Source organism: Alteromonas sp. B31-7, from assembly GCF_015767655.1.
In the GTDB taxonomy this organism is placed as follows: Bacteria; Pseudomonadota; Gammaproteobacteria; order Enterobacterales; family Alteromonadaceae; genus Alteromonas; species Alteromonas australica.
The window spans coordinates 3,313,840-3,337,543 of sequence record NZ_CP065233.1 but is presented as its reverse complement, the minus strand read 5'-3'; the positions used below and the strand labels follow the sequence as shown (position 1 = coordinate 3,337,543).

Below are 23,704 nucleotides of genomic sequence, written 5' to 3'. Positions count from 1 at the left end.
AACGAATATGCAAGTTATGGTTGAATTGTCGTTGTACCCATTAGTCAATGAGTACATTCCTCCTATTCAAGCCTTTATTGACAGGCTTAATACCTATACAGAACTTAGCGTGACCACCTGCTCAACGAGCACGCAAGTCACGGGTGAGTATAGTGATGTACTGCCAATTCTAGGTAAGGAAATGCAACGTACTCATGAAGAAGTAGGGCAAGCTATTTTTGTGGCTAAGTTTCTCAACTTTGATGCCATGCAAGCAAGAAAGTCATCCTAGTGAGTGACTTTACTTCCCACTTTTTAAGTCAAATAGCCGCGACTTCACCACTAGAGTGGGTCGCTGTTCTATTAGCCATCGGGTATGTGCTGTTGGCAGCAAAACAAAATAGCTGGTGCTGGCTTTGTGCGTTTGTTAGTACCGCGATTTATACGTGGCTGTTTTGGCAAGTGACTTTACCTTTTCAATCGGCCCTCAACTTCTTCTATATGATAATGGCGGGCTATGGCTATTATCAGTGGTCTAAGGGCGGTACCGACAGTTCAGAAACCAAGCCTGTGCGTTCTTGGCCGCTATGGATTCATTTCACCATTGTGCCTAGTTTACTGATAGGCGCTTGGTTATTAACCCAGGCTGCAGCTTCGCAGTTTAACAGTGATTATTTATTGCTAGATGCGTGTATTAATGTGTTAAGCGTTGTGACGACGTTTATGGTTGCGCACAAAGTGTTACAGAATTGGGTGTACTGGTTTTTCATCAATCTTGCTTCTGCCTATTTGTACTTACAAGTTGGGTATGCACTATCGGCGTGTCTGTTTTTAGGCTATGTCGGTTTTTCATTATTTGGTTACTATCAATGGCTGTTGCAATGGAAAGGGCAAAATGAACGAGAGAGACATACTGCTTCGCTTACAGAAACCACTTAAGCTTTCTACTGCCGCGACCTTACAGCGCCATCCTGCAGGGGAAGTTAACCACGTATTCCAATTGCAAGATGTTCATTTAAACGCAGCGGTAAAGTGGTTAGGTGAAGATAGCTTTAGTGGCGTTAATCGCCGCAGCCAATTTGACCTTCAACAGCAGCTAGCTGCATTGGGCGTGGCGCCTTTACCACTGTGGCTAAGTCACGACGAAACCCTGTGGGTCGAAGCCTGGGTAGAGGATACGCCGAGTACTCACAGCGGTGAACAAAGCAATCAAAATAAGGCTGAGGTTAGCCCAGCGACATTGGCCTCTGTATTGGCTTATATTCATGGCGTGTCTGTGGCGGCTGAGCCGCTTCATTTAGTGAATCGTTGGCGTCACTATATCAATGTGGCTCAACTTCCAGAAGGTAGCGAACTATTAAAGCGTGCCCAAGGGTTAGAAGCACAGGTCATCGAAAGCGAAGCTCGCCCTGGTGACAAGGTGCTATGTCATAATGATTTATTAAAAGGGCATGTGCTTTTTGCGCGTTGTCAGCCTCCCTTATTAATTGATTGGGAATATGCCGCAATGGGGAATCGGTATTTTGATCTGGCGTCCTGTTGCAGCATCAATCAGCTTTCTGAAAAAGAGAGTAAAACCCTTGTGACAGGTTATGCAAATACCCTAGGTATTAACCCTGACTATGCATTTGCACAGTACCAAACGCATCTTGCTATTGTGCACGTCACCGACAGCTTGTGGCGGTGCGCGATGAATAGAACTCGCTAGGTTTTTACTGATATAGATTGAAAAATCAACGCATTGATGGTTAATTAAGCATGAAGACAGTGAAGGCAATAAAAAGGCTTTACCTTTTTAATGCCATCCGTATAATGCACAGCGCGCTAGGGGTGTAGTTCGAATTGGTAGAACAGCGGTCTCCAAAACCGATGGTTGGGGGTTCGAGTCCCTCCACCCCTGCCACTTTTCCTTACGGTTATTTTCCATCATTCTGAAACGCCTGAAGTTATCTACTTTAATGCCGTTATCATCTTCTTTTTATCCTAGTGTTTGTTTTTATTGTCATTGCTAACTCTATTAGTGAATCAAGAAATTCCTACGTGTCATGAATAGCCATTCAACATTGCAGGTGATTCAAGTACACTTACTCGCTCACGAATAGGTTAGTCATTTTTAGTTAGGCATTTTTATGGCGTTTACTCAGTATCAACAGGCTGTGTTACAAGAAATGGGCATTCAAGTTTGGATTTCCAAAGAAGCCTATTTGGATAAGTCCGCCACCGATGAGAGAAAAGCGGCAAACTCCACTTTTGGTGCTAACCCTGTAGGACCGATAGACGCGAAACCTGTTTCTCAAGAGGAGAAGCAAAGTCGTTTAGCACAGCTTCGCGCGCAAGTGGAAAGCAAAGAAACGAGCCCTAAGCCCAAACCGTCTGTGACAGATTCGCCGCAACAGGGTATTCCACTTAGCGCAGAGCAAAAGCGTGATAGTGCCCAGTGGCTATCAGATCTTACCCTTGCGTGTGTGCAAATAGGCTTGTCTTCATCTCTAGTGAACATTGTCATTGATACATCATTGCGTGTTGACGCTAACGCAATTAGGTTACCTGCCTTGCCCCACAAATTAAGCCCGGCGCAAAAAAAAGCACTGTGGCACGCTTTAGTTAGCGCGAGTCAATCAAAGGGCCATGCTTAAGTAATGTCTCTTTGTCTTGTTAACGATGATACCTTAAAGCGCGATTTTGAAGCTGCGTATCACATCCACAAAAGCGTACAGGTCACTCCGTGGTCTTTTGCCACCTTTGCTGATAGCTTTAAAACGCCTTACTACGGTGTATTCGCATACGAAGATGGGCAAGTTATTGGTTATGCCATTATGCTTGAAGTCCTCGACGAAGCGACATTAATGGATATTGCTGTCGCGCAAAGTACGCGAGGAAAAGGTGTAGGAAAAGCGTTGCTAGACCTTGTAATTCGTACTTCCTGTCACCACCTAATGCGTGAAATCTGGCTGGATGTCAGAGAAAGTAATCACACCGCTATCGGGCTTTATTTATCCCGTGGTTTCGAACATATTGATATACGTAAGAACTATTACACCACCGCAACAGGTAAAGAAAACGCGTTGGTGATGAAACATCAGTGTTCGCCTAGCGCTCGTTAGCGGTTATCGAAGAGGATTTATGCAAAAGGTAATCAATAAAGCGATAGTGTCGTTTAAACGGTTTTCCATTAATGTGGTGACCTACCGTGAAGGACATCATGTGTTGAAGCACAACGACCCCATGGGTGAAGGCCGCTACTTTAAATTCAATGTTGTGCTTAAGAAACCGCAAAAAGGCGGGCATTTTTTCGCTGAAAAAGTGATTTTTAACCTCTTTGATCGTGTCTATTTCTTCCGCCCCGATAAATACATGCATAGCGTCAGTAAAATTGAAAAAGGGCAGCGAACCTTACTGTCTATCGCCGTTTTAGTGTAGCTTGCTATAGGTGTAATGAAAAGTTGACCATTTGGTCTATAAAAAAGCATTAACTTATCGTTACACCGTTTTATTTCCTCTTAAATTCGCTTATATTGCGCCCGCTGTAACCTGGGTCTCCCGACACTGGGTTAATCCATCTTGTCTTGTTATTTTAGTTTTTCAGGTTTACACCATGTCTATCGTGTTATCAGAAGATAAAACGCAATCTACCGGCATTAAAATGCTACTGGTTGCCGTACTGTGTTTAGGGTTAAATTGGCCAGGCATGAAGGTGGGGCTGGAGATCGTGGGGCCAATATGGATGGTGTGTCTGCGGTTTTTGTTAAGCTTGCCTGTCATTGCCCTGTTTGTGCTTATCACAAAAAAACGCCTACCCCGATTGAATCGTCGCGATCGCGCTGTGGTGCTAATGGTCGCTTTCTTCCAATTTACCTTGTCTATGGGGCTGATCACCGTTTCTTTGCAGTTTATCCCAGCAGGGACAGCCAGCATTCTTATCTATACAACACCGCTTTGGATGTTGCTGATTGATACTGTTTGGTATCGTCACAAACCGCCGGCTAAACGCCTTTTATTAACCGGCGTATCTACTATAGGGTGCGGCATGATTTTAATGGCTTCTGGTCAACCTGGCGCTTGGTTGCCATTATCAGGAATGTTATTAGCATCGGCGCTTTGGGCGGTAGCTATACGCCGAGTGTCATTCCACAAATGGCAGGGCAGTGTTATTGAAGCCGTCTTTTGGCAGTTTACTTTCGCAGGCGCCCTTATGTTAGCGTTAGCGTTTGCCTTTGAGCCTATGCCTAAGTTTACGGAATATCACTGGCAAGACTGGTTATTGTTAACCTATATTGGCCCAGTGGCGACCGGCTTGGGATTTGGTTTAATGGTGGCCGCGGGGCCCAAACTTCCCCCAGACAGAATTGCACTTATTTCAACCTTAACGCCCATAGTGGGGTACGTAAGCTCAGTGGTAATACTAGGTGAAACGCTCTTATTTAGTGTTGTTGCTGGCGCAGTACTTATGATTGCGGCGCTTGTGGTCAACGGTGTGTCGCAAAAAACACTCAAAAAGGTGTTTAAGCTGAAATAGCCAGTGGCTTATAAGATTAGCCTTGGGGTTATGAAGTCTAGAAACGCGGTAATTCGCGACGACACTGCACTGTTCCTGTAATAAACCGCTTGTATCTGCTCTCTAGGGTTGGGTGAAATAATATCGTTTTCAAAAACCGGTACAAGTGCACCTTGCTGAATGTCTTTATGTATCATGAAGTGGGATAAAAAGGCGATACCTTGACCCGCTAAACAAAGGTGGCGAATGGTTTCGCCACTGGATGCTCGCAACGCATAGTGAAGCGATTGAAGCGGTATCTTTTGCTTCAACGGCAGCTTATTCAAATTCGCTCCGTCACTAAACCCAATTAACATATGATCCGTTAAGGTAGTCGCATCACCGTTAATGGGGTGAGCGCGCAGGTAGTCGGGGCTTGCCACTAAATGTAAGCGGCTTCGACCTAATTGCTTCGCATGTAAGTTAGAGTCGTCTAATTCGCCAATGCGTATGGCAATATCGGTTTTATGTTCAAGTAGGTCGATAATACTATCGTGGCTGGTCATATCTAAGGTTATCTCGGGATACGCTTGTCGAAACTCGCCGACCAAAGGCGCAAGCTGATGCAAAACAAACGGGCTCGCTGCATCTACCCGAAGTTTGCCAGAAGGCGAATGCTTTAATAGCCGCAGCGCTTCTTCACCTTTCTCTAAAGTGTTTAGGCCATCACGGGTGTATTGAAGAAATAACTGGCCTTCTTCGGTTAATTCCAGTCTTCGAGTGGTACGATTTAACAGGGTGACTCCCAATGTATCTTCCAATCTAGACACCGCACGACTGACCTTTGCAACTTGCTGCTCAAGTAAATTTGCAGCGCCGGAAAAGCTGCCAGTGTCTACCACGGTAACAAATGCTTCTAAATCTTCTGATTTCGTCGATACTGGCATTCCATGAACTCTTCTTTTTCATTTTCTACAAAAGTATTTTGTCATTAATGCTGTTTTTTGCAAAAGAAAATGTCGTCAAACTGTGCGCACTTAATCACTAACCCTTGTCTCTGCCCGCCTATTTGCCACTTTGTGCAGGTGGAAACATTAACTTTTATGAGGAAAAACAATGCCTATTGCATTATTTGCGTTAACATTAAGTGCGTTTGCTATTGGCACGACCGAATTTGTTATTGTGGGGCTTGTCCCTACGATTGCCGCTGATCTTGGTGTGACTTTACCTAGCGCTGGTTTATTAGTGAGTCTTTATGCCGTGGGTGTGGCGGTTGGCGCCCCTGTGTTGACAGCATTAACTGGAAAATGGAACAGAAAGCACGTTCTGTTAAGCCTCATGGCACTCTTTGTAGCGGGTAATCTGCTTGCTTGGCAAGCGCCAAGCTACGAGAGTTTAATACTCGCTCGCATTCTTACCGGCCTTGCCCACGGTGTGTTCTTTTCAATTGGCTCTACCATTGCCACTAGCTTGGTCGCGAAAGAAAAAGAAGCCAGCGCCATAGCAATTATGTTTACCGGGCTTACTGTTGCCTTAGTAACAGGCGTCCCTCTTGGTACATGGATTGGTCAGAGCTTTGGCTGGCGCGCGACCTTCTTAGTAGTATCTGCTCTTGGCACGCTTGCGCTTATCGGCAGTGCATTATTAGTACCCAACAACTTAAAGCAAAGTAAACCCGCCACACTTGGCGAGCAAATGAAGGTATTGGTTCAACCTCGCTTGGTGCTGGTTTATCTCATGACAATTTTAGGGTATGGCGGTACGTTTACCGCGTTCACTTACCTCGCGCCTATATTGCAGGAAGAAGCAGGGTTTGCGCCATCAGCGATAAGCTTAATCATGTTGGTTTACGGAGCTTCGGTTGCTGTAGGAAACATTTATGGCGGCAAATTGGCCGACAAGAAGGGCCCAATCCGCGCACTAACCATTATTTTCTCAGCGCTCGCTGTCATCTTATTCGCGCTAACATTCACCATGGGCAGTAAAGTGGCCGCAGTGATCACCGTGTTAGTGTGGGGCGCCTTTGCTTTTGGTAATGTTCCCGGTCTTCAGGTCTACGTTGTCCAGCTAGCCGAGAAGTTTACCCCCAATGCCGTTGACGTAGCCTCAGGTTTAAACATTGCGGCATTTAACATTGGTATTGCTCTTGGCTCAATTATCGGTGGTGCTATTGTTGACGGCATGCAGTTATCTGATACCGCATGGGTCGGTGCACTTATCTCTGTCGCCGCGCTGGTGGTAACTCGCTTTAGCGGTCATTTAGACAAGCGCGCGCTGGCGTAAGCGATGAAGCGCCGATAAAACGCCACCGCTTCGGGGTTGAAACTGGTGCAAACGGGCTTATCAAAGAAGGCGACTATAAAAACGTTTGCAATAGCGCCGCTGAAGTGGTGGTGGCGTGGGAACTGGCACACGGTTTAGTCACTATCCCATCGTCGACTAAGCGCAAGAACTTGGAAACCAATTCCAAAGCCCTTGGACTGACCCTAGACGCAGAAGATGTTGCACACATTGACGCGCTTGACTGTGGCGACCGTCAAGCTACGCCTGATTTTGCGCCCGAGTGGGACTAAAGAGCCTTTATTATCACGTTTCGCCCTTTATCCTTGGCGGTGTAAAGGGCTTTATCAGCTCGCCGAAAGGCGCAAACAATATCACTGGAGCTTTCACAGAGTGTCCAGCCGAAACTTGCCCCTATTGTTCGACCTTGAAGTGCTTCAATACGTAGGGCATTAATATTCGCATGTACATCATTAAGCTGTGCTGCAAATGCATCGAGGTCATCATTAAGTGTCTTTTGATAAGCTGGATACCGTTGAACAATAGCAAACTCTTCACCACCATACCGGGCCGCAACCTGCTTATCATTATTTAAAGGGGAGAGAAGTTCAGCAATTGTTTTTAATACTTCATCGCCAATATCATGCCCGAACGTGTCATTAATGCTTTTGAAATGATCTAAGTCGATTAACGCCACGGCAAGAACCTCGTGTTCTTCATTGCCATGAGTAAACGTATTATCGACAAACAAGTCTAGTGTTCGTCGGTTCGGTAGGTTGGTAAGGCTGTCTTTTGATGCAATGTCTGCTAGTGTCTTGTTCGTGTCTTCAAGGGCTTTAGTGCGCTCTTTTACCAATGCCTCTAATTTCGATGTTTGTTCGCTCCTAAGTTTAGCCGCCCGCTTTTGTGTATCCCGTTCCCGTTGAACCACTTTCACCATGTAGTTAGCAGTTAGCGAAACCATGAACAAGCAAGTAAGTACAATGCCGGTCATAAAGGTGGCGATAGGTTCAAGATATAAATCAACGTTGAACAGGGCAATAATAGTGAGTACCAGTGTACTAAAGGTAACAGGCGCCATAGCAGCAGCAAGCCATTTTGCCCGGTCTGAGCCCCGCTTGTGCTCTACATAAATAACAATGCCCGCAGTAATAATAAAAGGGAAAAAGAGCAATACAGGTAGTCTAAGGGCTAGGTCTAACCCCAGTGTTTGCCATAGTAAAAGCCCTGCAAATGGCACGAGTAAACAGAACCGCTTAATATGTTTTGCGCCATAAACGGAGTGCCCTTCTTTTGCCAAACTCTGAAGCAAAACCCAAAAAGCACTCAGTAAGACAGCGTAAATGCTGAGGGCGTAGGAAATGTCATTAAGGTAGGGGGATGAAGGCCAAAGTATTTCAAACGCATAGCCAAAAACTCTGAAAAACCAAAAGGTCGTAGAGAAAATAAATGCCGCAAAACTTAAAAATACCCAATTTCGGCTAGTAATAAAGCCCACAAGACACAAGGCAGTAAGCAGCGCCATCGCACCGAAAAAAGCCATATCTCGCTGCAAGGTTTTTACATAGCGTTGATTAAAATACTCAGGCGTCCCTAACGTAAAGGTATACCGCAATATTTCCCCCTGCATATACCCGCGGAATTCGGTTTCACTTGATGGCGATAAAATGGAGGGGAAGTGGTAGTTAGGTGCATTCACCGGGCGTGTTGAATATGGCGAATCGTCACCGGTTTCCCACACTGACACGCCATCGGTGACCACTAAAACCTTCATAGCTGGGAAGCCAATAGAAAACCAAACCGGAACAAGCTTTTCTAATTCATTGTGAACGCTAACTTTAAAGTGAAGGTATTGGTGAGTTTGCCTGGGCAAGCGGCTAGGGTCGTCTACCCATAGTTCTTCGCCGGTTAACGTTGGGTCGCTGATGGTGTAAAGTACATTGCTGTCTAGGGCAAGCTCCACTTTGGGATTTTTAAAAAATGCAGCTGCTTCTACACAATGGCTTGTGATAAGTATCATAAACATCGATACAACAACTCTCAGCATACACCTTCCCTGTACTTCGCAATTCTATTTTATTATCGGATGAATATAGCACAGTATTTACATTTTTAAGTATGAGAAAAGTACAATATGGCGATAGTACTTTATCAACGTGAGACTGGCCAAGTCGCCGACAAAGTGTCTAATTTCTTGTGGTTCGCTCTACTGTTACGCCCAGTAAAATGCTAAAATCCGCGCAATTATTTGCCAAGCCGAATCAAGCGTTTTGCTGCAACATCTTATTTGCGCGGAAAAGCATTGCTTATCCGTTATAAAACGCGCCCGTAAACCAAGCGTGAACGGGGATAATAGATAACGAAGATAAGTATTAATGTCAGATCAAAAGCTTTTAGAAGAGATTAAAAAGCGACGTACGTTCGCCATCATATCGCACCCTGATGCCGCCCAGCCTTTCAACGCTTAAAACCACCTTTCATTGCACACCACAATCACATCTCTACGTACTGAATTTAAAGGCTTTTTGTCTTTTTCTCGTTTCTTTGCTTTTCAATGATGTTCAAGCGTAACCTCGGAAAGTGTGTACAAACTTGAGTACAAATCGCCATATTTACCGTTTTTAGCGAAATTCCATGACACAAACCTGGCTGTAGGCCTTGTGGTTACTGGGTTTGACGTAAAAAGTACTACCGTTAAAAAGAGTCTCTTTTTTTGGTAAATGTTTTCTTCTGTACCAAATTACAAAATTTAATGAGGGAGTTTATTATTGGTGTAATTTTTGCTTTAGTGTTTGTTTTTGAAGATGCTTGAAGCGAACCAATACGGTTATTTCTAATTGAGATATCAGACTTACCTTCAAATTTAGTTGCTGTTAACACCATCATTTTGCACTTTATTTTCGACCTGTGTGTACAAAATTTCCTGTAACTGTGTACAAACTTCCTCTTTGTTGCACTTATCTTCTGGCGATTTGACGCGAGTTCTTCTGTAGCCCATGCTGTATAAGGGCTGAGCGACAAAAGTACTTAGGGAGTTTGATGCGTCAGTTCGCGATTATCAGCGAGAGTATCGCTCTTTTGTCGATGACAAAAATCTCCTTCTACTTATATGTAATTATGTATCAGGTCATGGCTTTTGATATGTAATGGCTAATCGAATTTGTGTTATTTGAGTTACTGTGATATGTTTTTGTATATAATTATTCTTAAGTGATGCATTAAGGCGTATCGAAATGAGCTATGTAACAGAGCAGATACTAGAAAGTCTTCGAGAAGCTCGGGTACGAAAGGGGTTTAGCCAGAGAGAGTTAAGTGCTCGTTCGGGTGTGCCTCAAAGCCATATTTCGAAAATCGAGTCTGGCAGTGTTGATTTAAGAATATCCAGTTTGATTGCACTTGCCCGTGTACTAGACCTAGAGCTATTGGTTGCGCCTAAAAAGTCTGTACCTGCCATCAAGTCGATCATTCGAAGTGGCCAAGGTATTAACGGCATCAGCGATGAGGGTGAGCCAATGTCGCCCGCGTATCAGTTAGAGGAAGACGACGATGACTAACCATGTCTCTACGCTCAACGTATTGCTCTATGGTGAACCGATCGCAACGATCACCAACGTGGGTAATGACAGAACACTTTTTGCCTTTATGGATTCGTACATTAATGACGAATCGCGGCCTGTGTTAGGGCTTGGCTTTAAAGATTCGCTCGGTGGCCTGCTGACTAGCTTCAAACCTACCCAAAATAAGTTAACCCCGTTTTTCTCCAACCTTTTACCAGAAGAAACCATGCGTAATTACCTGGCTGAGCGTGCTGGTGTGAACCCAGCACGGGAATTTTTTCTATTGTGGGTACTGGGGCAGGATCTGGCTGGAGCGATCACGGTTGAGCCTGCGGATGGTGAAGCCTTACCACCTAATGTGCATCAAGGTATTGAAGATAAAACGAAAATAGATGCTCCAATGCGTTTTTCATTGGCGGGTGTGCAATTGAAGTTTTCAGCCGTGCAACAGGCTAACGGCGGCTTGACCATTCCAGCAACTGGTAAAGGTGGCTCTTGGATTGTGAAGTTGCCGTCATCTCGATTTGACGCTGTGCCAGAAAATGAATATTCGATGATGGAACTGGCTCGATTGCTTGGGATGGATGTGCCAGAGACTCAGCTACTTTCCATTAACCAGATTGCTAATATCCCAGATGGTATTGGTAAATTTGGTGATGCTTTTAAAAATGCTCAGGCGTTTGTGATCAAGCGCTTTGATCGTGCAGGTGATCAAGCCGTACATATTGAAGATTTTGCGCAAGTGTTTGGCGTCTATCCTCAAGATAAATACAAAAAAGCGAGTATGCGCAATATTGCTCAGGTTATCGGCATCGAAGGTCAAGACGAGGACATCGCAGAATTTACACGCAGATTGGTGTTCAATACGTTAATTGGTAATGCCGATATGCATTTGAAGAATTGGTCTGTGATTTACAAAGACAAGCGCACCGCATCGATTGCGCCTGCTTATGATTTTGTCTCGACTATTCCTTATATCCCCGATGATAGTGCATCGCTGAAGGTGAGCCGTAGCAAGAAATTCAGTGATTTCACGCTGGATGAGCTGTCACACTTAGCGGCTAAAGCCATGTTGCCAGAAAAATTGGTGTTAGATACCGCAAAGCAAACTGTAGCATGCTTCCATGAGGTATGGGCGAAAGAAAAAGCGCATTTACCCCTTACTAAGTCAGTGATTGAAGCCATCGAAACGCACTTACGAAGCATACCGCTACGCTAAATTCCTAGTAGCTAGAGCGTGCATATCTATAAAGATGGTTTAACTTAATGCGATTTTACGGCGCTTTTCGCCGTAAACTGGAAATTTGGTAAACTGCACAATGATACCGGTGTCATGATAAGGCTGATCTTCTGAACAAATCATGCATCTTTCTGACCATCAACAAGTGATGAATCAGGCGATGATAGCTTTACATTGATTTTCAGGAGAATGCAGATGACAGCAGTAGCGCACCAGGTAACCCCTTTTCTAACATCTTACGAAGTGATGGCTCGTTACCACATTAGCTATACGACGCTCTGGCGAAGAATAAAAGATGGCAGCTTGCCGCAACCTCGTATTAACCGAAATACGCGAAATAAGCTGTGGCACATTGAAGACTTGGAAGAGTATGAGAAGAAAGAGGACTGAGCCTCTTTCTTTTACTGTCCGAAACGCCAGTTGAACGGAAAGCCTGTCGGCTCGATGATGGTTTCTAGCTGTTGATACCAAACGTCGTAAGCATGACGCATTTCATCCAGGTACTGATATTGGTTGTAGATAGCATCCAACCCTTTTTTGCTGTGGCCAATCATCAACTCGGCAACTTCTTGCGTCGTGATGGCAGACATTCGCGTTCGCATCGTTCTGCGAAGATCATGCATAGACCAGTGTTCCATCTCAATGCCAAGTGACCTGCGAGCCCAGATTTTCACATTGTTAGGAATAGTGGTATCAAAGCCATTTGTGGCAAGCTTTTCTTGTCCGTTCGCGGGAAACAAGTAAGTTGATTTGCTCATCTGCATCGCCAGTTCAATCAGCTCGATAGCAGGCCTAATCAATGGCCGCATGATCGGCGCTCCAATTTTCTCACCTTGTTTGCGGATCTCTATGGGCACTGTCCACATTGCAGATTGCAAGTCAAAGTGATGCTTTTCAGCTTGAATGAGTTCGCCCTTGCGCCCTCCCAATAAGAGAAGCAGTTTTATGTAGATGCGATTCTTCTCAGTGATTTTTGACTCATGCAAATAGCGCCAAAGTATCCTTATCTCGTTGTCATTTAGCACCCGAGTTCGTTTGCCTTTCTTACCGCCAACCTTTTTTGCTGTGATCCCAGCGGCAGCGTTAATTTCCAAAATTTGTTCATCAATCAGCCAGTCATAAAACTTGTGCAGCACAGACACCAGACGTTCTGTGTTTGAAGGGGACGACTCCGAAACCTCACGAAGACAGTTTCGCAAGGACAATTCATTGATGTCAGTTAATGGGTACTTGCCAAGTCGGGGCAGCAAATATATTTCACTGCTGCGTTTTTGGTAGTGCCACGTTTTCTCCTTTAGCCCTTGCTTACCGGCAGAGTCTATCCAGTCTCGAAAAATCGATTCGAAGCTTTGGTTGGCAGAATACTTGGCCCGTTCCTGCTGTAGGTAGAGCTTGGGGTTTCTGCCCTGATCAAGTACCGCCCTTAACCTATCCAGCTCATTCCTAGCTTCAGCAAGCTTCATAAGTGGGTAAGTACCTATGTCTACCCGCTGTTGCTTGCCATCAAACCGATAACGAAACTGAAAAACAATTTTGCCCTTGGGCGATACCCGAGCACTTAGCCCATCTCGGTCGGCTTTTACTACGGTTTCTTTTGCTTCTTTATTTAACCTGGCATCGAGCCAGCTAACTGATAACGCCATGTTATAAGCCCAGCCCTAGTTTTGATTTTAATGATTGTTTACGTGATTCTGCTTTGGGTTCTGGCGCTGTACTCTTAGAAGTAACTTCACCATCTGGTGCAAGACCATCCACCGGTACAGATGTCGTGGATAGATTGGGTTGGCTCATGTGAATTAACCCAAAGGTGGCCAGCATCCGCAGACGCTCAGCGCGTTCCCGTGGCGGCGTCTTTTCTAATTCTTTGAGCAGTTCAGGGTGGCTCCCTGGGGGAATGTTGACGACAACTCTCATAATCAGGCCCCATAAAACCAGAAGCCTCGGACGTTCGCCAAAACAGACTGTTCCGGCACGATGATCTTGCTTCGTGAAAAAATCTCCTTGGCCGCTTCCTTATAAGCCATGGCTCCACCTCCGGCGATCAATACCAAGTCCGCATTGATGCTTTCGTCACGCATGGATTGGCGCATGGCTGTAAGAGCAACAGGCGCTACCTTTTTCATGGCAGCATTCAGATAAGGTGAAATATCGACTTTTTCTCCAAATAGCAGCACCTGCAAGTCGCCGGTTCTCATGGCTTTTTCAAGTCGATCCATTCCGACTTTGGCACCGTGATCTTCCGAAATCAGCTTATCAATGGTTTCCAGTAGCACGGACATTGCCTGAAGACTGGTTCCAGATGAGCTGTAGCGAATTTCTCCGGCCTCAAGGGCAACCCAGTCAACAGAAAAAAAGCCGGGATCTATGACGACGACACGACCTTCTTCAATCAAGCCCAAATCACCACCTGTTTGAACCAGATCCATATAGGCACCGGCAGGCTGCGGCAACACTTTGACGTCACGAACGGTGATGCTGCGCTTAGGCGTCACTTGATGGACACCTTTTAAACGCTGCACAAGGTCAGACTTACGTTGTGGTTCATGAAACTGGGAAACCGGTAATCCAGTGACAACCAAATCGATGGATTCTGTTTCAGCCATTAACAAGGCGGCATGAAAAAGCGCCTTATAGGTTTTTGTGGTGGGATATTCCGGGTGAAGCTCTCGTTCCCAGCTTTGAAGGCGTCCAGCTGGCACACCGGCGGCCCAACGCTCATTATCGACAGATACATACAAACAAGTTTCATCATCGCCTCCACCGATACGCTCCGGCATACGATCCGCAGGACCGGCTCCCGCAGGCAGAATAATGGTTTTCGGTTCACTGCCTGATTGGCCAATAGCCAGCTTCAGGTTCGAGTAACCGATATCTACGCCTAATACAAACATACTTATCTCCTGTGCACTCAAAGTGCTCTAACGGTTTTCAATCAACCGCGCTGGTCACGCTTGGGCATGCCCAAGTGCTCTGGCGGTTCACTCAAATGTCATTATCAGGATTCGGTGCACTGGCGGTGGGCAGAAAGGTGACAAATCCTTTCATCTATCTGCCTATTGCATTTTCGCAAAAGTATGAGAATAGGCGCTGTTTGGCGGCGGATGACTGAGCCAAAAAAATCGATACGCCAAACGTCGTTTGCATTCTGGCCTGAACTTGCCAAACGGTTTGTATTTTCATGGCAATACGTCTTTTTAGGCGTTTTTAAGTGAAATCGGCCTGTATCCCTTGTCAGGTATGGGATTGCGCGAGTTGATTTATATCGAGACGCCAAACAGCGATTGTTACGGCAGTTTTACGTTTGGCGTTTCGATCCAAAAGCCAAACGGATAGTGGTTTTGGCTTTTGGGGTTAATTGGATGGGGAAATTGGTTTGGTAGAAATCGTCAATGAACAATGGAAATCAGAAGTATCAAATTTATTGCAGCAAGAAACGGACAGGCTAAAAGCGCTGGCACGAGCTGAAGTTGATGACTTTTGGGTTACCCATTACAAGGTTCGTGAAAATACGCCCTTTAAAGATTGGGGGCTGCTTGGTGTCCGTATCAGAGACTTTAAGTATGGCTTTGGCATAGAGTGGTACATCAACAGTTTTCACGGTCAACGAGGCAAGCGCGTGGTCTTTAGTAAGGGACTGCGTATTTCAAAGACGAAGCTGAGATACGCATTTTTGGACTGCCAAGGTTTGGCCAAAGAATGGGAGCTAGCGCTGGCCATGGAGAAAGAGGAATTCTTCAGTGATGTTCGACGCCAAGTTGATAAGCTCAACATGTTGCGTCGCAGAGTGAACGCTTATTGCTAAGTTGTAAATGGTTATAAATGGTTATATCATTCGGTTCTAACCTTAGGGGAGTAGTCTCTCAGTTTTTACTGTGATAACCGTCAACAGTCTCCGAACAGCAGTTCGTGGCGGTTATGTCCATACTTGGATTGACAAGACTTAAGGCAAATGGCGCTCTCGGGGTGGAGAGTCTCGTTTGCCTTTGTCTAAACCACCCCAAGGAAATACTCATGTCACAGCTAACCATCGTTATTACGATCAATCGATTGGCGTCTTATGCCAGTGGAAATACTCGTAAATTTTCATTCAGTAAAGCCATTAAACAACTCCTAAACTGCACCTTCTGTAGTAATACGAGTCATTTTAAAAACGGGAGGTGCGCATAATGTTAGTTGCTTCTTTAGCCATTCTAGCTGGCTTTATTTTATTAGTTTGGAGTGCTGACCGCTTCGTTGAAGGCGCAGCCGCGACTGCAAAATATGCAGGCATGCCGTCATTGCTAATTGGAATGGTCATTGTTGGTTTCGGTACGTCTGCACCTGAAATGGTTGTTTCTGCAATGGCGGCCATTGATGGCAATCCAGATTTAGCCCTCGGTAATGCGCTCGGCTCGAATATCGTCAATACAGGTTTAATTCTAGGGTTAACAGCTATTATTACCCCAATATTGGTGCAATCAAAAATAGTCAGAAAAGAGATCCCTTTATTATTGCTTATTAGTTCTGCGCTCGGTTATTTCCTTTGGGATGGCTCGCTAACACGTTTTGAGTCTGTTCTTCTTCTGGTGGGGTTCTTTACCTTAATTGGCTGGAGTATTTACTCTGCTATGAGAGGTAAAGGGGATAAATTAGAAAGTGAAATGGATCAAGAACTGGTTGAACACGAGATGCCTATCAAAAAAGCTATTTTTTGGCTGGTGATTGGCTTGATTCTTCTGATAGTGAGTTCACGAGTACTCGTTTGGGGAGCAGTGAGTATCGCAGAGGCACTGGGTGTTAGTGATTTAATTATCGGCTTAACGATTGTTGCTTTGGGCACGTCACTCCCTGAATTAGCAGCATCCATTATTGCAGTTAGAAAAGGTGAGCATGATATCGCTATTGGCAATGTGGTGGGTTCTAACATGTTTAACTTACTCGCTGTCGTTGGTATCGCAGGCGTTATATCGCCGATTACAGGTATGTCTTCCGAGGTTATGTCTCGCGACTGGTTAGTTATGATGGGTTTGACAATCGCCTTGCTATTTATGGCCTATGGATTTCGTGGTGCTGGACGGATTAACAGATTGGAAGGCGCAGGTCTGCTAATCGCATTTTGTGCTTACAACACTTGGTTAGTTTCGTCTGTGATTTAATAGCAAAATCAAAAATAATAAGTGGGCATGTGGATTCAACTCACATGCGCACAATGAAAGAGAGAGATATGAAAGATTCATTTATTCAATTTTGGCAAAATCATTCAGAGGCAATAGTAGCGCTTGGTTATAATTTAATCTTGGCTATTGTTATTTTGGTGGCAAGCTCACTTATTGCAAGAGCAGTGCGCAAAGCGATTCAAGACACTAACTCTAAGTTGAAAAAAGTTGACGCGACCCTGATACCAATATTTTCAACCGTAGCCAGTTACGCGGTATATGTCATCGGCGGTGTATTTATTTTAGACATCTTTGGGGTAAATACTGCTAGTCTTATCGCTCTGGTTGGTGCGGCAGGTTTGGCAGTTGGTCTTGCGCTTAAAGATACGCTCAGTAACATCGCAGCTGGAATCATGCTACTGATCCTTCGACCTTTTAAATCTGGAGATTTTATTGAGTTTGGTTCAACTCAAGGGACAGTTAAAGAGATAAATCTTTTTACAACAGTGCTTGAAACTATAGATGGATTGTATATTGCTTCCCCGAATAGCGTCTTATGGGGAAATAATATCAAAAACTTCACCCGTAATGGTAAACGACGGATGGATATTGTTGTTGGTATTTCCTATTCCGACTCCATAGATGACGCGTTTAAAATATTGCAAGGTGTTGCAGAAAATGAATCAAGATTGATGACTGATCCAGCGCCTCAGGTAATGGTTGCGTCCATGGCCGACAGTGCAGTAAATATTCAGCTGAGAGCATGGGCAACAAATGAAAACTATTGGTCAGCTTATTGGGATTTAAATAAACAAGTAAAAGAAGCTATTGAAGCGGCTGGTCTGACGATTCCGTTCCCTCAGCGTACGCTCCACATTATCGAAAACTCAAGCAGCAAATAAAGAGAGCATTACCATACTCGCGGTAACTGGTCCCAGCGTGTTGTATAAGCGGGAGACAAATGCTCTCGCTTCATCGACCAATCTTTCTTCGTACCTTGTCCAGCAAAGAAAACCTTTCCGGCACCGCTTTGGTTAATGGTGTCCAATACAGACATTAACTGCTGGCTATTAGAGCGGATCGATACGTCATCGAATAGTCCTGGTTGAAACATGCCGGGATCGTAAAAGTCAGACAGCATGACGCCCGCTTTGGCATAACGAAAACCATCCTTCCAAATCCGCTTGAGTAAGTGATTGGCCAGCTCGATAAAATCCCGCGTGTCGCAACTGGGGATTAGCAATTCACCCGATGCAGAGTTGCTGTATTGCGGCTCGTTGTCCTTAAAGGGGCTGGTACGTATGAACACGGTCAGCACTTTGGCTTGCTGCTGTTCTTTGCGAAGCTTCTCAGTGGCGCGGGTTGCGTATTCACATACGGCCTCACGTAACAATTCAAATTGCGTTACTTTTACGCCAAATGAACGGCTACAGACGATTTGTTTCTTAGTTGGCGGGATCTCTTCAAGTTCAATGCACGACTCACCATTGAGCTCTCTGACGGTTCTTTCTAAAACCACTGAAAACTGGTCTCTGATGGCTCTAGGAGAGGCATTGGCTAGGTCTAAGGCTGTGGTGATACCTAACGCATTTAATCGCTTAGAAAGCCGTTTACCAACTGTTAATTTGCACCGCTATGGAGCCAGTTGACTTGCGGCGTAAAGGCACCACCTAATTTGCACCTAATGGCGCCACCGGATTTGCGGCTAATGGCGCCACTAAATGCCCCTCTTTTTCCCTCAAACTTCATTGTAAATCGCGTATCTTTATGTCTACTTTTTAGACAAGGAGATGACGCATGGCAAACAAGAGGTTTGAAATGTATCAATATCGACAAATACTCGTTCGGATGCGAATGGGTGAATCTAATCGCGCGATCGCGCAAGCAGGCTTTATGGGGCGCAAAAAAGCTCAGAAGCTGAGAGAAACTGCTGTTGAACATGGCTGGTTGGATAAGGTGAGTGCTTTGCCAGATAACACCCAACTTGCGGCTGTGCTCAATGTGACGGTGCATACGCCATCGTCGTCTGTGTCTTCGGTGCTACCGTTTGCCAATAAGGTCAATCAATGGATTGAGGACGGCGTGCAAGGCAGCACTATCCATACGACCTTGGTCAATAACCACGGCTTCACCGGCAGTTACTGGGCGGTAAACCGTTATATTAAAAGCGTCATCGCTACTCAACCTGGCAAGGTCTCTACCGTGATGGAGTTCGAGCCAGGCGATGCGACGCAAGTGGACTTCGGTGCAGGTCCGCTCATCGTCGATACCCGTACCGGCGAAATGCGTAAGACTTGGATATTTATTATGACCATGGCATGGAGCCGTCATATGTATGCCGAGTTTATCTGGGACCAAAGTGTTGATACATGGCTATCGTGCCACCGACGCGCCTTTGAATGGTTTAACGGGGTGCCTAAGCGTGTCGTGATTGATAACCCTAAGTGCGCCATCACCAAAGCCTGCTATCACGACCCCGATGTACAACGAGCTTATGGCGAATGCGCCGAAGGCTATGGCTTTTTAATTGCGCCATGCCCGGTGCGCGACCCTCAGAAGAAAGGGCGTGTAGAGTCAAACGTCAAGTATGTCAAAAATGCGTTTGTTCCCTTGCGTGAGTTTAGAAGCTTAGCCGATGCCAATGCCCAATTACGTGAATGGGTGTTAAGTGTGGCCGGTAATCGCGACCATGGTACGACAAGGCGACAACCCTTAACGCAGTTTAAGGAGATTGAACAAGGTTTACTTACCGCGTTGCCTGACGTCCCGCCCGAGCTGGCAACATGGGCGAAAGTCAAAGTGCATGGTGATGGCCATGTGCAATTCCAGCATTGTCGTTACTCAGTGCCATATACCTTAATTAGAGAATCACTGTGGCTTCGCGCCAGTGATACCAGTGTGCGCATTTACCAAGGGTATGACTTGAAGGCGACCCACGGCAGGTTACGTCACCAAGGTGGCCGCTCCACGGTGCCGGACCATCAACCGCCTGCGGCGCAAGCCTATAACATGCAAGACCCACAATATTGCTTAGCCCAATCCGAGAAGATAGGGGAATACTGCCATGTGTTTACCAAACGCCTGTTCGCCAGTCGTGTGCTCGATAACCTACGGGCCGCGCAAGGAGTTATCAGTTTAGCCAAACGCTATGGTAATCAGCGTCTTGAGGCCGCGTGTGCCCGTGCCTTGACCTTCGATAACGTGCGCTACATTGCGGTGAAGCAAATCCTTGAAAAAGGGCTGGATAGCTTACCGCATCAAGGCGATGCGTTTGACAGTTTAAGCGACAGTTACACCGGCGGTGGTCGCTTCCACCGTGATCCTAACAAACTCATCCCTCATTAAAAGGACATTAATATGATTAATCCCATTCCAGAATTATCGCCACTATTAAAACAACTTAGACTATCGGGTATGACCGATTCACTGGCTCAGCGTAACCGTGAAGCCATCGAACATCAAATGACCTATCCAGAGTTCTTAGCCCTGCTTGTTCAAGATGAGGTGGCCAGACGTGACCAAAAGAAATATGCCACACGGCTGCGCCGTGCGGGCTTTAAATCCAATAAAACACTGGAAAGCTTCGATTTAAGCAACAACCCAAACCTCAATCAAGCCTATGTGAAAGAGTTAGCCACTTGCAGCTTTATTGATGAAAAAGTACCTGTACTCATTGCCGGTCCTTGCGGCACGGGAAAAAGTCATTTAGCCCAAGCCATTGGTCACTGCGCGGTACAACAAGGCGTGGACGTATTGTTCTTCACTCAAGCAAAACTGCTCGCCAACCTCTATGCAGCAAGAGCCACCAACACATATGAAAAGCGCTTCCAAGCGCTGGCAAAGGTGCCACTGCTCATCATAGACGACTTCGGCTTAAAACCACTGAAATCCCCACAAGATGAAGACTTACACGACCTAATAGACGAGCGCTACGAACAACACGCGACCATCATCACTAGCAATTTAGACTTCACAGAATGGGGCGATGCCTTCCCAAACAAACTACTCGGGGCCGCCACACTTGACCGACTAAAACACAACGCATATCGCTTAATCTTAGAAGGAGAAAGTTACCGAAAACTACGCTCAGAAAAAGGAGCAAAAAACCAACATGCTGGACGTAGTGCTAAAAACAGTCAATAATCAACTTGTTTGAGGGTAAAAAGAGCCGGTTTAGGTGGCTCCATTAGGCCGCAAATGGGTGGCGCCATTAGGGTGCAAATTGACACCAACGCCCCAAACATCATCAACCGGGACTAATGCGAGCAATCGACGTTGCCGATCTGGATTGGTCAGGTCTACAACCCCCTGAGTGGCAGGATATTTCTTGGCGGCATGGTTAGCCAGCTTGGCGAGTGTTTTAGTCGGTGCAATGCCTACACAGACGGTGATCCCAATCCAGTGGCCTATGCGCTCTCGCACTTGTTGTCCGAACTCGACAAGGGATAGGACAGACTCAATACCGGTTAAGTCCAAAAACGCTTCGTCAATGGAGTAAACCTCTACTCGTGGTGCCATCTCTTCCAAAGTGCGCATCACTCGACTGCTTAAATCTGTATACAGCTAGTACAGTTGGCTAAGAATTCCCGCTAAAAATAGGCGAGTAAGTGAGCAACCATTCTGCCGCATGGGTTGCTGGCGTCTAACACCAGAAAAATCACCCAGCCCAACCCGCTGTCTATTTTTTAAGGTGGGCATTCATCTACATGTCTAATTTTTTACCAATTTGATCGCTAAGATGTACTAATTTGATTACCGAGGGAGACTGACGGACTAATTACTTAGGGGCTTAATCGTACAATCTCCACTCGACACCACACAACTCACTTCTGGACATTTCTGAGTTGCATTTTAGCTAATTTAGAAAAACATGAATTAGATAAAGTATGGAAATTTCACTCGCTTTGATGATGGTGCTCACTGATAGGGTATTCAAAACTACTGAACCGCTCAATGGCCAATATTGGTTTGCTTCAACTGTTTAAGCGCCCATCGATCAACTGATACGCACCACTTAAGCAATCATATACATATGCTAACGCAGCAACACGGTTATTTTCATGGGGTTGAATACCTATTTTTGAAGCCCACTTAACTGAAGACCCTTGCTTCATAAGGGATAAAAAATTCTTTCCAATATCAGTACCAGAATCTCCATAAAGACTAGGTGCACTGTAGTTCCACTCATTTCTAATTGCGCTAGGTAAAGCCCACCTGTCATTAGATGAAGATACAATATCCTTTAGCAGTTGACATGCTGTATTGTGTTTATCCGATACTTTTATAGGATTGATTAGGCTACTTACATTTGTCCAAGCGACTTGATGAGGTCTAGCTCCCGTTTTAATGATATCTAGTTTAATTTCATTAAAATTATTACCTTGAGAAGCCATTACAGCAAAGCTACTTGGGCCATCAATGTTAAACATCGATGATGTACCTGCTTGAGCTGCACTTAATAATCGGGTTTGATCTTCTTCTGTCAGGTTGGTTATGAATTTTCCTGCAATCCTTGAAATCTCATTGCACATGAAGTAGCAAGCATAATAAGTTGTAACAACACACCATGCAGCTTGTAGATCACCATTAACCTGTTCAGTTAAGTGTTTAATTTGGTTTTCTACACGAACTTTTCCAAAGTGAAAGTCCGTTAGAATTGCATTTAGATAGTCACTCATCGGCATGGTAACCTCAAGGCGGCTTGAGTTGATCACTTGAACATCTATATCGACAATAGAGCTAACTAGGGCTTTTTTGAAGCTATTAGCCATCGAATAACTTGATGGCTTATCACTTCTTTGGAATCCCAGTGAAGTAAGCCTGCCTAATACTTCCTTTGATATTTCAGAACTGATCATGATTAAAACAGATCTTGAACCGAGCCAAGTTTGTGGCTATGAATTTCAATTAGCTCTTGCATTTCATCACTCATTTTCTTGATAGCATCACGGTTTGTGCCTGTATGAATAGCAAAGTTGAATGGTTTTAAACCTTCTAAGACTTCCTTTAGTGCGGAGGCAGAGTAGCTTTTTGAATACATCATTGAAAGGCCGCAAACTTGTCCAAAGATGCTAAATACAGCTTCAAAATATGCTGCTGTAGTTAGCTTTTCGCTGCTCCCTAATGTGCTTTCAAGAACACCTTGTACAGCGGAGGTATAGTTTGATAATAGACGTTTTTTATCATCGTAAGCCAAGCTAGATAATGGATGAACTTTCAATATAGGGTCTAAGGCTGCTTGAAATGGAACATGCGAGATTTTACCTCTAGAACTAGAGGTTGCACTGAGTTTTCCGTAAAGGGGAGAATCAGGCTCATTTCCAAGCTCATCGAATAATCGGGCTCTAACAGCATCGAGCGAGTCCTCTTCAGCCAAAAACTTTAACAACTCAAGACGAAGTGTTTTAGGCACGCCTTTCTGGTTAGAGTTTATATCTATAAAGTATTGAACTTCGTTAGTGTGTTCTAAACCTTTAAAAATACACACGGGTAGTTCAATATCTTGCTCTGCCAAATGAGCGCCATATAATCGATGCTGACCATCAATAACGAATAAAGAGTTAGGAATCAGTTCCATCGATAATTCAGAATTACTGAATGATATAACTGAGTTTTCTTGAGCACTCAGAATTACGGCCCCTGGGATTAGATTCCCTGAATCTAAATATTCCGCGATCAGCTTAGCTCGTGGTTCTGACAAATGACGCTGATACCCCTTTTGTGCATCCTCATCTACTCGAGAAACTGTGGCAACTTGCAAAATTTCACTAGCCTTCATTGCCGTAAGGTATAAATCAATATCATCATTACCTATGCTGAATGCCATTTTATTAATTTGAGTCATCAATTTAGTCCTTTTTCTTATTTTTTTTTATGATACCAAGAACAACATCTTGTGTCTTAGATTCTGAAAGTTAAGTCACCCGTTTGTGTAGACAAATTACTGGTATTACAAAAAGTAAGTCAAATGGTGCTTTGGTGAAATGTATTTAAACGCTCACAACACACTTAGGGGCAGAGGTGAGTTAGAGCAACCTGT

At 44.9% G+C, this 23,704-nt stretch carries 24 protein-coding genes, 1 tRNA gene and 2 pseudogenes; 18 read left to right on the top strand and 9 right to left on the bottom strand.

Translation table 11 applies throughout. From position 1 onward, the window contains the following. Positions 1-7: 7 nt before the first annotated feature. From IUA53_RS14475 to IUA53_RS14440, 8 genes are all read left to right on the top strand, one after another. Positions 8-271, top strand: a complete 264-nt coding sequence (locus IUA53_RS14475; RefSeq protein ID WP_196897297.1) for a hypothetical protein — start codon at positions 8-10, stop codon at positions 269-271. Further along, on the top strand, positions 271-918 hold the full coding sequence (gene pnuC / locus IUA53_RS14470) for a nicotinamide riboside transporter PnuC (protein WP_044446553.1): 648 nt from the start codon (positions 271-273) through the stop codon (positions 916-918). The genes IUA53_RS14475 and pnuC overlap by 1 nt, the downstream gene beginning before the upstream one ends. After that, positions 875-1,687, top strand: a complete 813-nt coding sequence (locus IUA53_RS14465; RefSeq protein ID WP_196897296.1) for a phosphotransferase — start codon at positions 875-877, stop codon at positions 1,685-1,687. The genes pnuC and IUA53_RS14465 overlap by 44 nt, the downstream gene beginning before the upstream one ends. 118 nt (positions 1,688-1,805) lie before the next feature. Next, positions 1,806-1,882 (top strand) — tRNA-Trp (locus IUA53_RS14460). A gap of 226 nt (positions 1,883-2,108) precedes the next feature. Further along, entirely contained in the window at positions 2,109-2,615 is a 507-nt protein-coding gene (locus IUA53_RS14455; RefSeq protein WP_196897295.1) for an alanine acetyltransferase, read from the top strand. Positions 2,616-2,618: 3 nt separating this feature from the next. Continuing rightward, positions 2,619-3,083 (top strand): ribosomal protein S18-alanine N-acetyltransferase, encoded by a 465-nt coding sequence (gene rimI, locus IUA53_RS14450; protein WP_044056413.1) that lies wholly within the window; start codon positions 2,619-2,621, stop codon positions 3,081-3,083. Positions 3,084-3,102: 19 nt separating this feature from the next. Then, positions 3,103-3,399: a hypothetical protein gene (locus IUA53_RS14445; RefSeq protein WP_044446559.1), complete on the top strand. Its 297-nt coding sequence runs from the start codon at positions 3,103-3,105 to the stop codon at positions 3,397-3,399. Positions 3,400-3,574: 175 nt separating this feature from the next. Beyond that, positions 3,575-4,495 carry a DMT family transporter gene (locus IUA53_RS14440; protein WP_044056415.1) on the top strand — a complete coding sequence of 307 codons (921 nt, stop codon included), beginning with the start codon at positions 3,575-3,577 and terminating at the stop codon, positions 4,493-4,495. A gap of 8 nt (positions 4,496-4,503) precedes the next feature. On the opposite strand, the gene IUA53_RS14435 is transcribed toward IUA53_RS14440, so the two are convergent. Continuing rightward, complete coding sequence (locus IUA53_RS14435) at positions 4,504-5,400, bottom strand: LysR family transcriptional regulator (protein WP_044056416.1); 897 nt, start codon at positions 5,398-5,400, stop codon at positions 4,504-4,506. A gap of 169 nt (positions 5,401-5,569) precedes the next feature. Here IUA53_RS14435 and IUA53_RS14430 point away from each other — a divergent pair, with 169 nt between their 5' ends. Together IUA53_RS14430 and IUA53_RS14425 are read left to right on the top strand one after the other, a co-directional pair. Then, positions 5,570-6,736: an MFS transporter gene (locus IUA53_RS14430; protein WP_044056417.1), complete on the top strand. Its 1,167-nt coding sequence runs from the start codon at positions 5,570-5,572 to the stop codon at positions 6,734-6,736. A 92-nt stretch (positions 6,737-6,828) separates the two neighbouring features. Continuing rightward, positions 6,829-7,026, top strand: a pseudogene (locus tag IUA53_RS14425) (aldo/keto reductase); the annotation flags it as partial. On the opposite strand, the gene IUA53_RS14420 reads toward IUA53_RS14425, so the two are convergent. Beyond that, positions 7,023-8,780, bottom strand: a complete 1,758-nt coding sequence (locus IUA53_RS14420; RefSeq protein ID WP_196897294.1) for a GGDEF domain-containing protein — start codon at positions 8,778-8,780, stop codon at positions 7,023-7,025. The pseudogene IUA53_RS14425 and the gene IUA53_RS14420 sit on opposite strands and share 4 nt — an antisense overlap. Before the next feature lie 1,186 nt (positions 8,781-9,966). On the opposite strand from IUA53_RS14420, the gene IUA53_RS14415 reads away from it, so the two are divergent. The 3 genes from IUA53_RS14415 (at position 9,967) to IUA53_RS14405 (ending at position 11,920) form a co-directional block, all read left to right on the top strand. Further along, the gene (locus tag IUA53_RS14415; protein ID WP_000122829.1) at positions 9,967-10,287 is read left to right on the top strand and encodes a helix-turn-helix domain-containing protein; all 321 of its coding nucleotides are present in this window, start codon (positions 9,967-9,969) and stop codon (positions 10,285-10,287) included. After that, the gene (locus IUA53_RS14410) at positions 10,280-11,509 is read left to right on the top strand and encodes a type II toxin-antitoxin system HipA family toxin (protein ID WP_015066533.1); all 1,230 of its coding nucleotides are present in this window, start codon (positions 10,280-10,282) and stop codon (positions 11,507-11,509) included. Before IUA53_RS14415 ends, IUA53_RS14410 begins: the two co-directional genes overlap by 8 nt. A gap of 216 nt (positions 11,510-11,725) precedes the next feature. After that, entirely contained in the window at positions 11,726-11,920 is a 195-nt protein-coding gene (locus IUA53_RS14405) for a helix-turn-helix transcriptional regulator (protein WP_000127614.1), read from the top strand. An 11-nt stretch (positions 11,921-11,931) separates the two neighbouring features. On the opposite strand, the gene IUA53_RS14400 is transcribed toward IUA53_RS14405, so the two are convergent. From IUA53_RS14400 to IUA53_RS14390, 3 genes are read right to left on the bottom strand one after another with little or no spacing between them, the layout of a single operon-like run. Then, positions 11,932-13,173, bottom strand: a complete 1,242-nt coding sequence (locus IUA53_RS14400) for a tyrosine-type recombinase/integrase (protein WP_015066534.1) — start codon at positions 13,171-13,173, stop codon at positions 11,932-11,934. Between the two features lies 1 nt (position 13,174). After that, entirely contained in the window at positions 13,175-13,444 is a 270-nt protein-coding gene (locus IUA53_RS14395) for a hypothetical protein (protein ID WP_015066535.1), read from the bottom strand. 2 nt (positions 13,445-13,446) lie between these two features. Beyond that, positions 13,447-14,421, bottom strand: a complete 975-nt coding sequence (locus IUA53_RS14390; RefSeq protein WP_015066536.1) for a ParM/StbA family protein — start codon at positions 14,419-14,421, stop codon at positions 13,447-13,449. A 482-nt stretch (positions 14,422-14,903) separates the two neighbouring features. Between IUA53_RS14390 and mobI the strand changes: the two genes are divergently transcribed. From mobI to IUA53_RS14375, 3 genes are all read left to right on the top strand, one after another. Beyond that, positions 14,904-15,332 (top strand): conjugative transfer protein MobI(A/C), encoded by a 429-nt coding sequence (mobI, locus tag IUA53_RS14385; RefSeq protein ID WP_425292817.1) that lies wholly within the window; start codon positions 14,904-14,906, stop codon positions 15,330-15,332. A gap of 364 nt (positions 15,333-15,696) precedes the next feature. Further along, positions 15,697-16,665, top strand: a complete 969-nt coding sequence (locus IUA53_RS14380) for a calcium/sodium antiporter (RefSeq protein WP_015066537.1) — start codon at positions 15,697-15,699, stop codon at positions 16,663-16,665. A gap of 68 nt (positions 16,666-16,733) precedes the next feature. Continuing rightward, positions 16,734-17,567 carry a mechanosensitive ion channel family protein gene (locus IUA53_RS14375; RefSeq protein ID WP_015066538.1) on the top strand — a complete coding sequence of 278 codons (834 nt, stop codon included), beginning with the start codon at positions 16,734-16,736 and terminating at the stop codon, positions 17,565-17,567. Positions 17,568-17,575: 8 nt separating this feature from the next. Here IUA53_RS14375 and IUA53_RS14370 read toward each other — a convergent pair whose 3' ends face one another. Then, complete coding sequence (locus tag IUA53_RS14370) at positions 17,576-18,184, bottom strand: DinB/UmuC family translesion DNA polymerase (RefSeq protein WP_071979579.1); 609 nt, start codon at positions 18,182-18,184, stop codon at positions 17,576-17,578. Positions 18,185-18,483: 299 nt separating this feature from the next. Here IUA53_RS14370 and istA point away from each other — a divergent pair, with 299 nt between their 5' ends. Beyond that, positions 18,484-20,010 (top strand): IS21 family transposase, encoded by a 1,527-nt coding sequence (gene istA / locus IUA53_RS14365; protein WP_196899553.1) that lies wholly within the window; start codon positions 18,484-18,486, stop codon positions 20,008-20,010. 12 nt (positions 20,011-20,022) lie between these two features. Beyond that, the gene (istB, locus tag IUA53_RS14360) at positions 20,023-20,808 is read left to right on the top strand and encodes an IS21-like element helper ATPase IstB (RefSeq protein ID WP_269748602.1); all 786 of its coding nucleotides are present in this window, start codon (positions 20,023-20,025) and stop codon (positions 20,806-20,808) included. Positions 20,809-20,883: 75 nt separating this feature from the next. Here istB and IUA53_RS14355 read toward each other — a convergent pair. The 3 genes and pseudogenes from IUA53_RS14355 to IUA53_RS14345 all read right to left on the bottom strand — a co-directional run. Further along, positions 20,884-21,228 (bottom strand): annotated as a pseudogene (locus tag IUA53_RS14355) (Y-family DNA polymerase); the annotation flags it as partial. Between the two features lie 410 nt (positions 21,229-21,638). Then, a complete protein-coding gene (locus tag IUA53_RS14350; RefSeq protein WP_156844044.1) occupies positions 21,639-22,523 on the bottom strand; it encodes a hypothetical protein in 885 nt (294 codons plus the stop codon). Between the two features lie 2 nt (positions 22,524-22,525). Then, positions 22,526-23,509, bottom strand: a complete 984-nt coding sequence (locus IUA53_RS14345; RefSeq protein ID WP_071979582.1) for a DGQHR domain-containing protein — start codon at positions 23,507-23,509, stop codon at positions 22,526-22,528. Between the last annotated feature and the right edge of the window lie 195 nt (positions 23,510-23,704).

Excerpts from the sequence above, each read along its gene's own strand:
- IUA53_RS14440 (WP_044056415.1), top strand. The coding sequence starts at position 3,575 with ATGTCTATCGTGTTATCAGAAGATAAAACGCAATCTACCGGCATTAAA.
- IUA53_RS14405 (WP_000127614.1), top strand. The coding sequence starts at position 11,726 with ATGACAGCAGTAGCGCACCAGGTAACCCCTTTTCTAACATCTTACGAA.
- IUA53_RS14375 (WP_015066538.1), top strand. The coding sequence starts at position 16,734 with ATGAAAGATTCATTTATTCAATTTTGGCAAAATCATTCAGAGGCAATA.
- IUA53_RS14350 (WP_156844044.1), bottom strand. The coding sequence starts at position 22,523 with ATGATCAGTTCTGAAATATCAAAGGAAGTATTAGGCAGGCTTACTTCA.
- IUA53_RS14455 (WP_196897295.1), top strand. The coding sequence starts at position 2,109 with ATGGCGTTTACTCAGTATCAACAGGCTGTGTTACAAGAAATGGGCATT.
- IUA53_RS14395 (WP_015066535.1), bottom strand. The coding sequence starts at position 13,444 with ATGAGAGTTGTCGTCAACATTCCCCCAGGGAGCCACCCTGAACTGCTC.
- IUA53_RS14465 (WP_196897296.1), top strand. The coding sequence starts at position 875 with ATGAACGAGAGAGACATACTGCTTCGCTTACAGAAACCACTTAAGCTT.
- IUA53_RS14445 (WP_044446559.1), top strand. The coding sequence starts at position 3,103 with ATGCAAAAGGTAATCAATAAAGCGATAGTGTCGTTTAAACGGTTTTCC.
- istB (WP_269748602.1), top strand. The coding sequence starts at position 20,023 with ATGATTAATCCCATTCCAGAATTATCGCCACTATTAAAACAACTTAGA.
- rimI (WP_044056413.1), top strand. The coding sequence starts at position 2,619 with ATGTCTCTTTGTCTTGTTAACGATGATACCTTAAAGCGCGATTTTGAA.
- IUA53_RS14410 (WP_015066533.1), top strand. The coding sequence starts at position 10,280 with ATGACTAACCATGTCTCTACGCTCAACGTATTGCTCTATGGTGAACCG.
- IUA53_RS14345 (WP_071979582.1), bottom strand. The coding sequence starts at position 23,509 with ATGACTCAAATTAATAAAATGGCATTCAGCATAGGTAATGATGATATT.
- IUA53_RS14400 (WP_015066534.1), bottom strand. The coding sequence starts at position 13,173 with ATGGCGTTATCAGTTAGCTGGCTCGATGCCAGGTTAAATAAAGAAGCA.
- IUA53_RS14390 (WP_015066536.1), bottom strand. The coding sequence starts at position 14,421 with ATGTTTGTATTAGGCGTAGATATCGGTTACTCGAACCTGAAGCTGGCT.
- IUA53_RS14430 (WP_044056417.1), top strand. The coding sequence starts at position 5,570 with ATGCCTATTGCATTATTTGCGTTAACATTAAGTGCGTTTGCTATTGGC.
- IUA53_RS14420 (WP_196897294.1), bottom strand. The coding sequence starts at position 8,780 with ATGCTGAGAGTTGTTGTATCGATGTTTATGATACTTATCACAAGCCAT.
- IUA53_RS14415 (WP_000122829.1), top strand. The coding sequence starts at position 9,967 with ATGAGCTATGTAACAGAGCAGATACTAGAAAGTCTTCGAGAAGCTCGG.
- IUA53_RS14380 (WP_015066537.1), top strand. The coding sequence starts at position 15,697 with ATGTTAGTTGCTTCTTTAGCCATTCTAGCTGGCTTTATTTTATTAGTT.
- IUA53_RS14435 (WP_044056416.1), bottom strand. The coding sequence starts at position 5,400 with ATGCCAGTATCGACGAAATCAGAAGATTTAGAAGCATTTGTTACCGTG.
- IUA53_RS14475 (WP_196897297.1), top strand. The coding sequence starts at position 8 with ATGCAAGTTATGGTTGAATTGTCGTTGTACCCATTAGTCAATGAGTAC.
- istA (WP_196899553.1), top strand. The coding sequence starts at position 18,484 with ATGTATCAATATCGACAAATACTCGTTCGGATGCGAATGGGTGAATCT.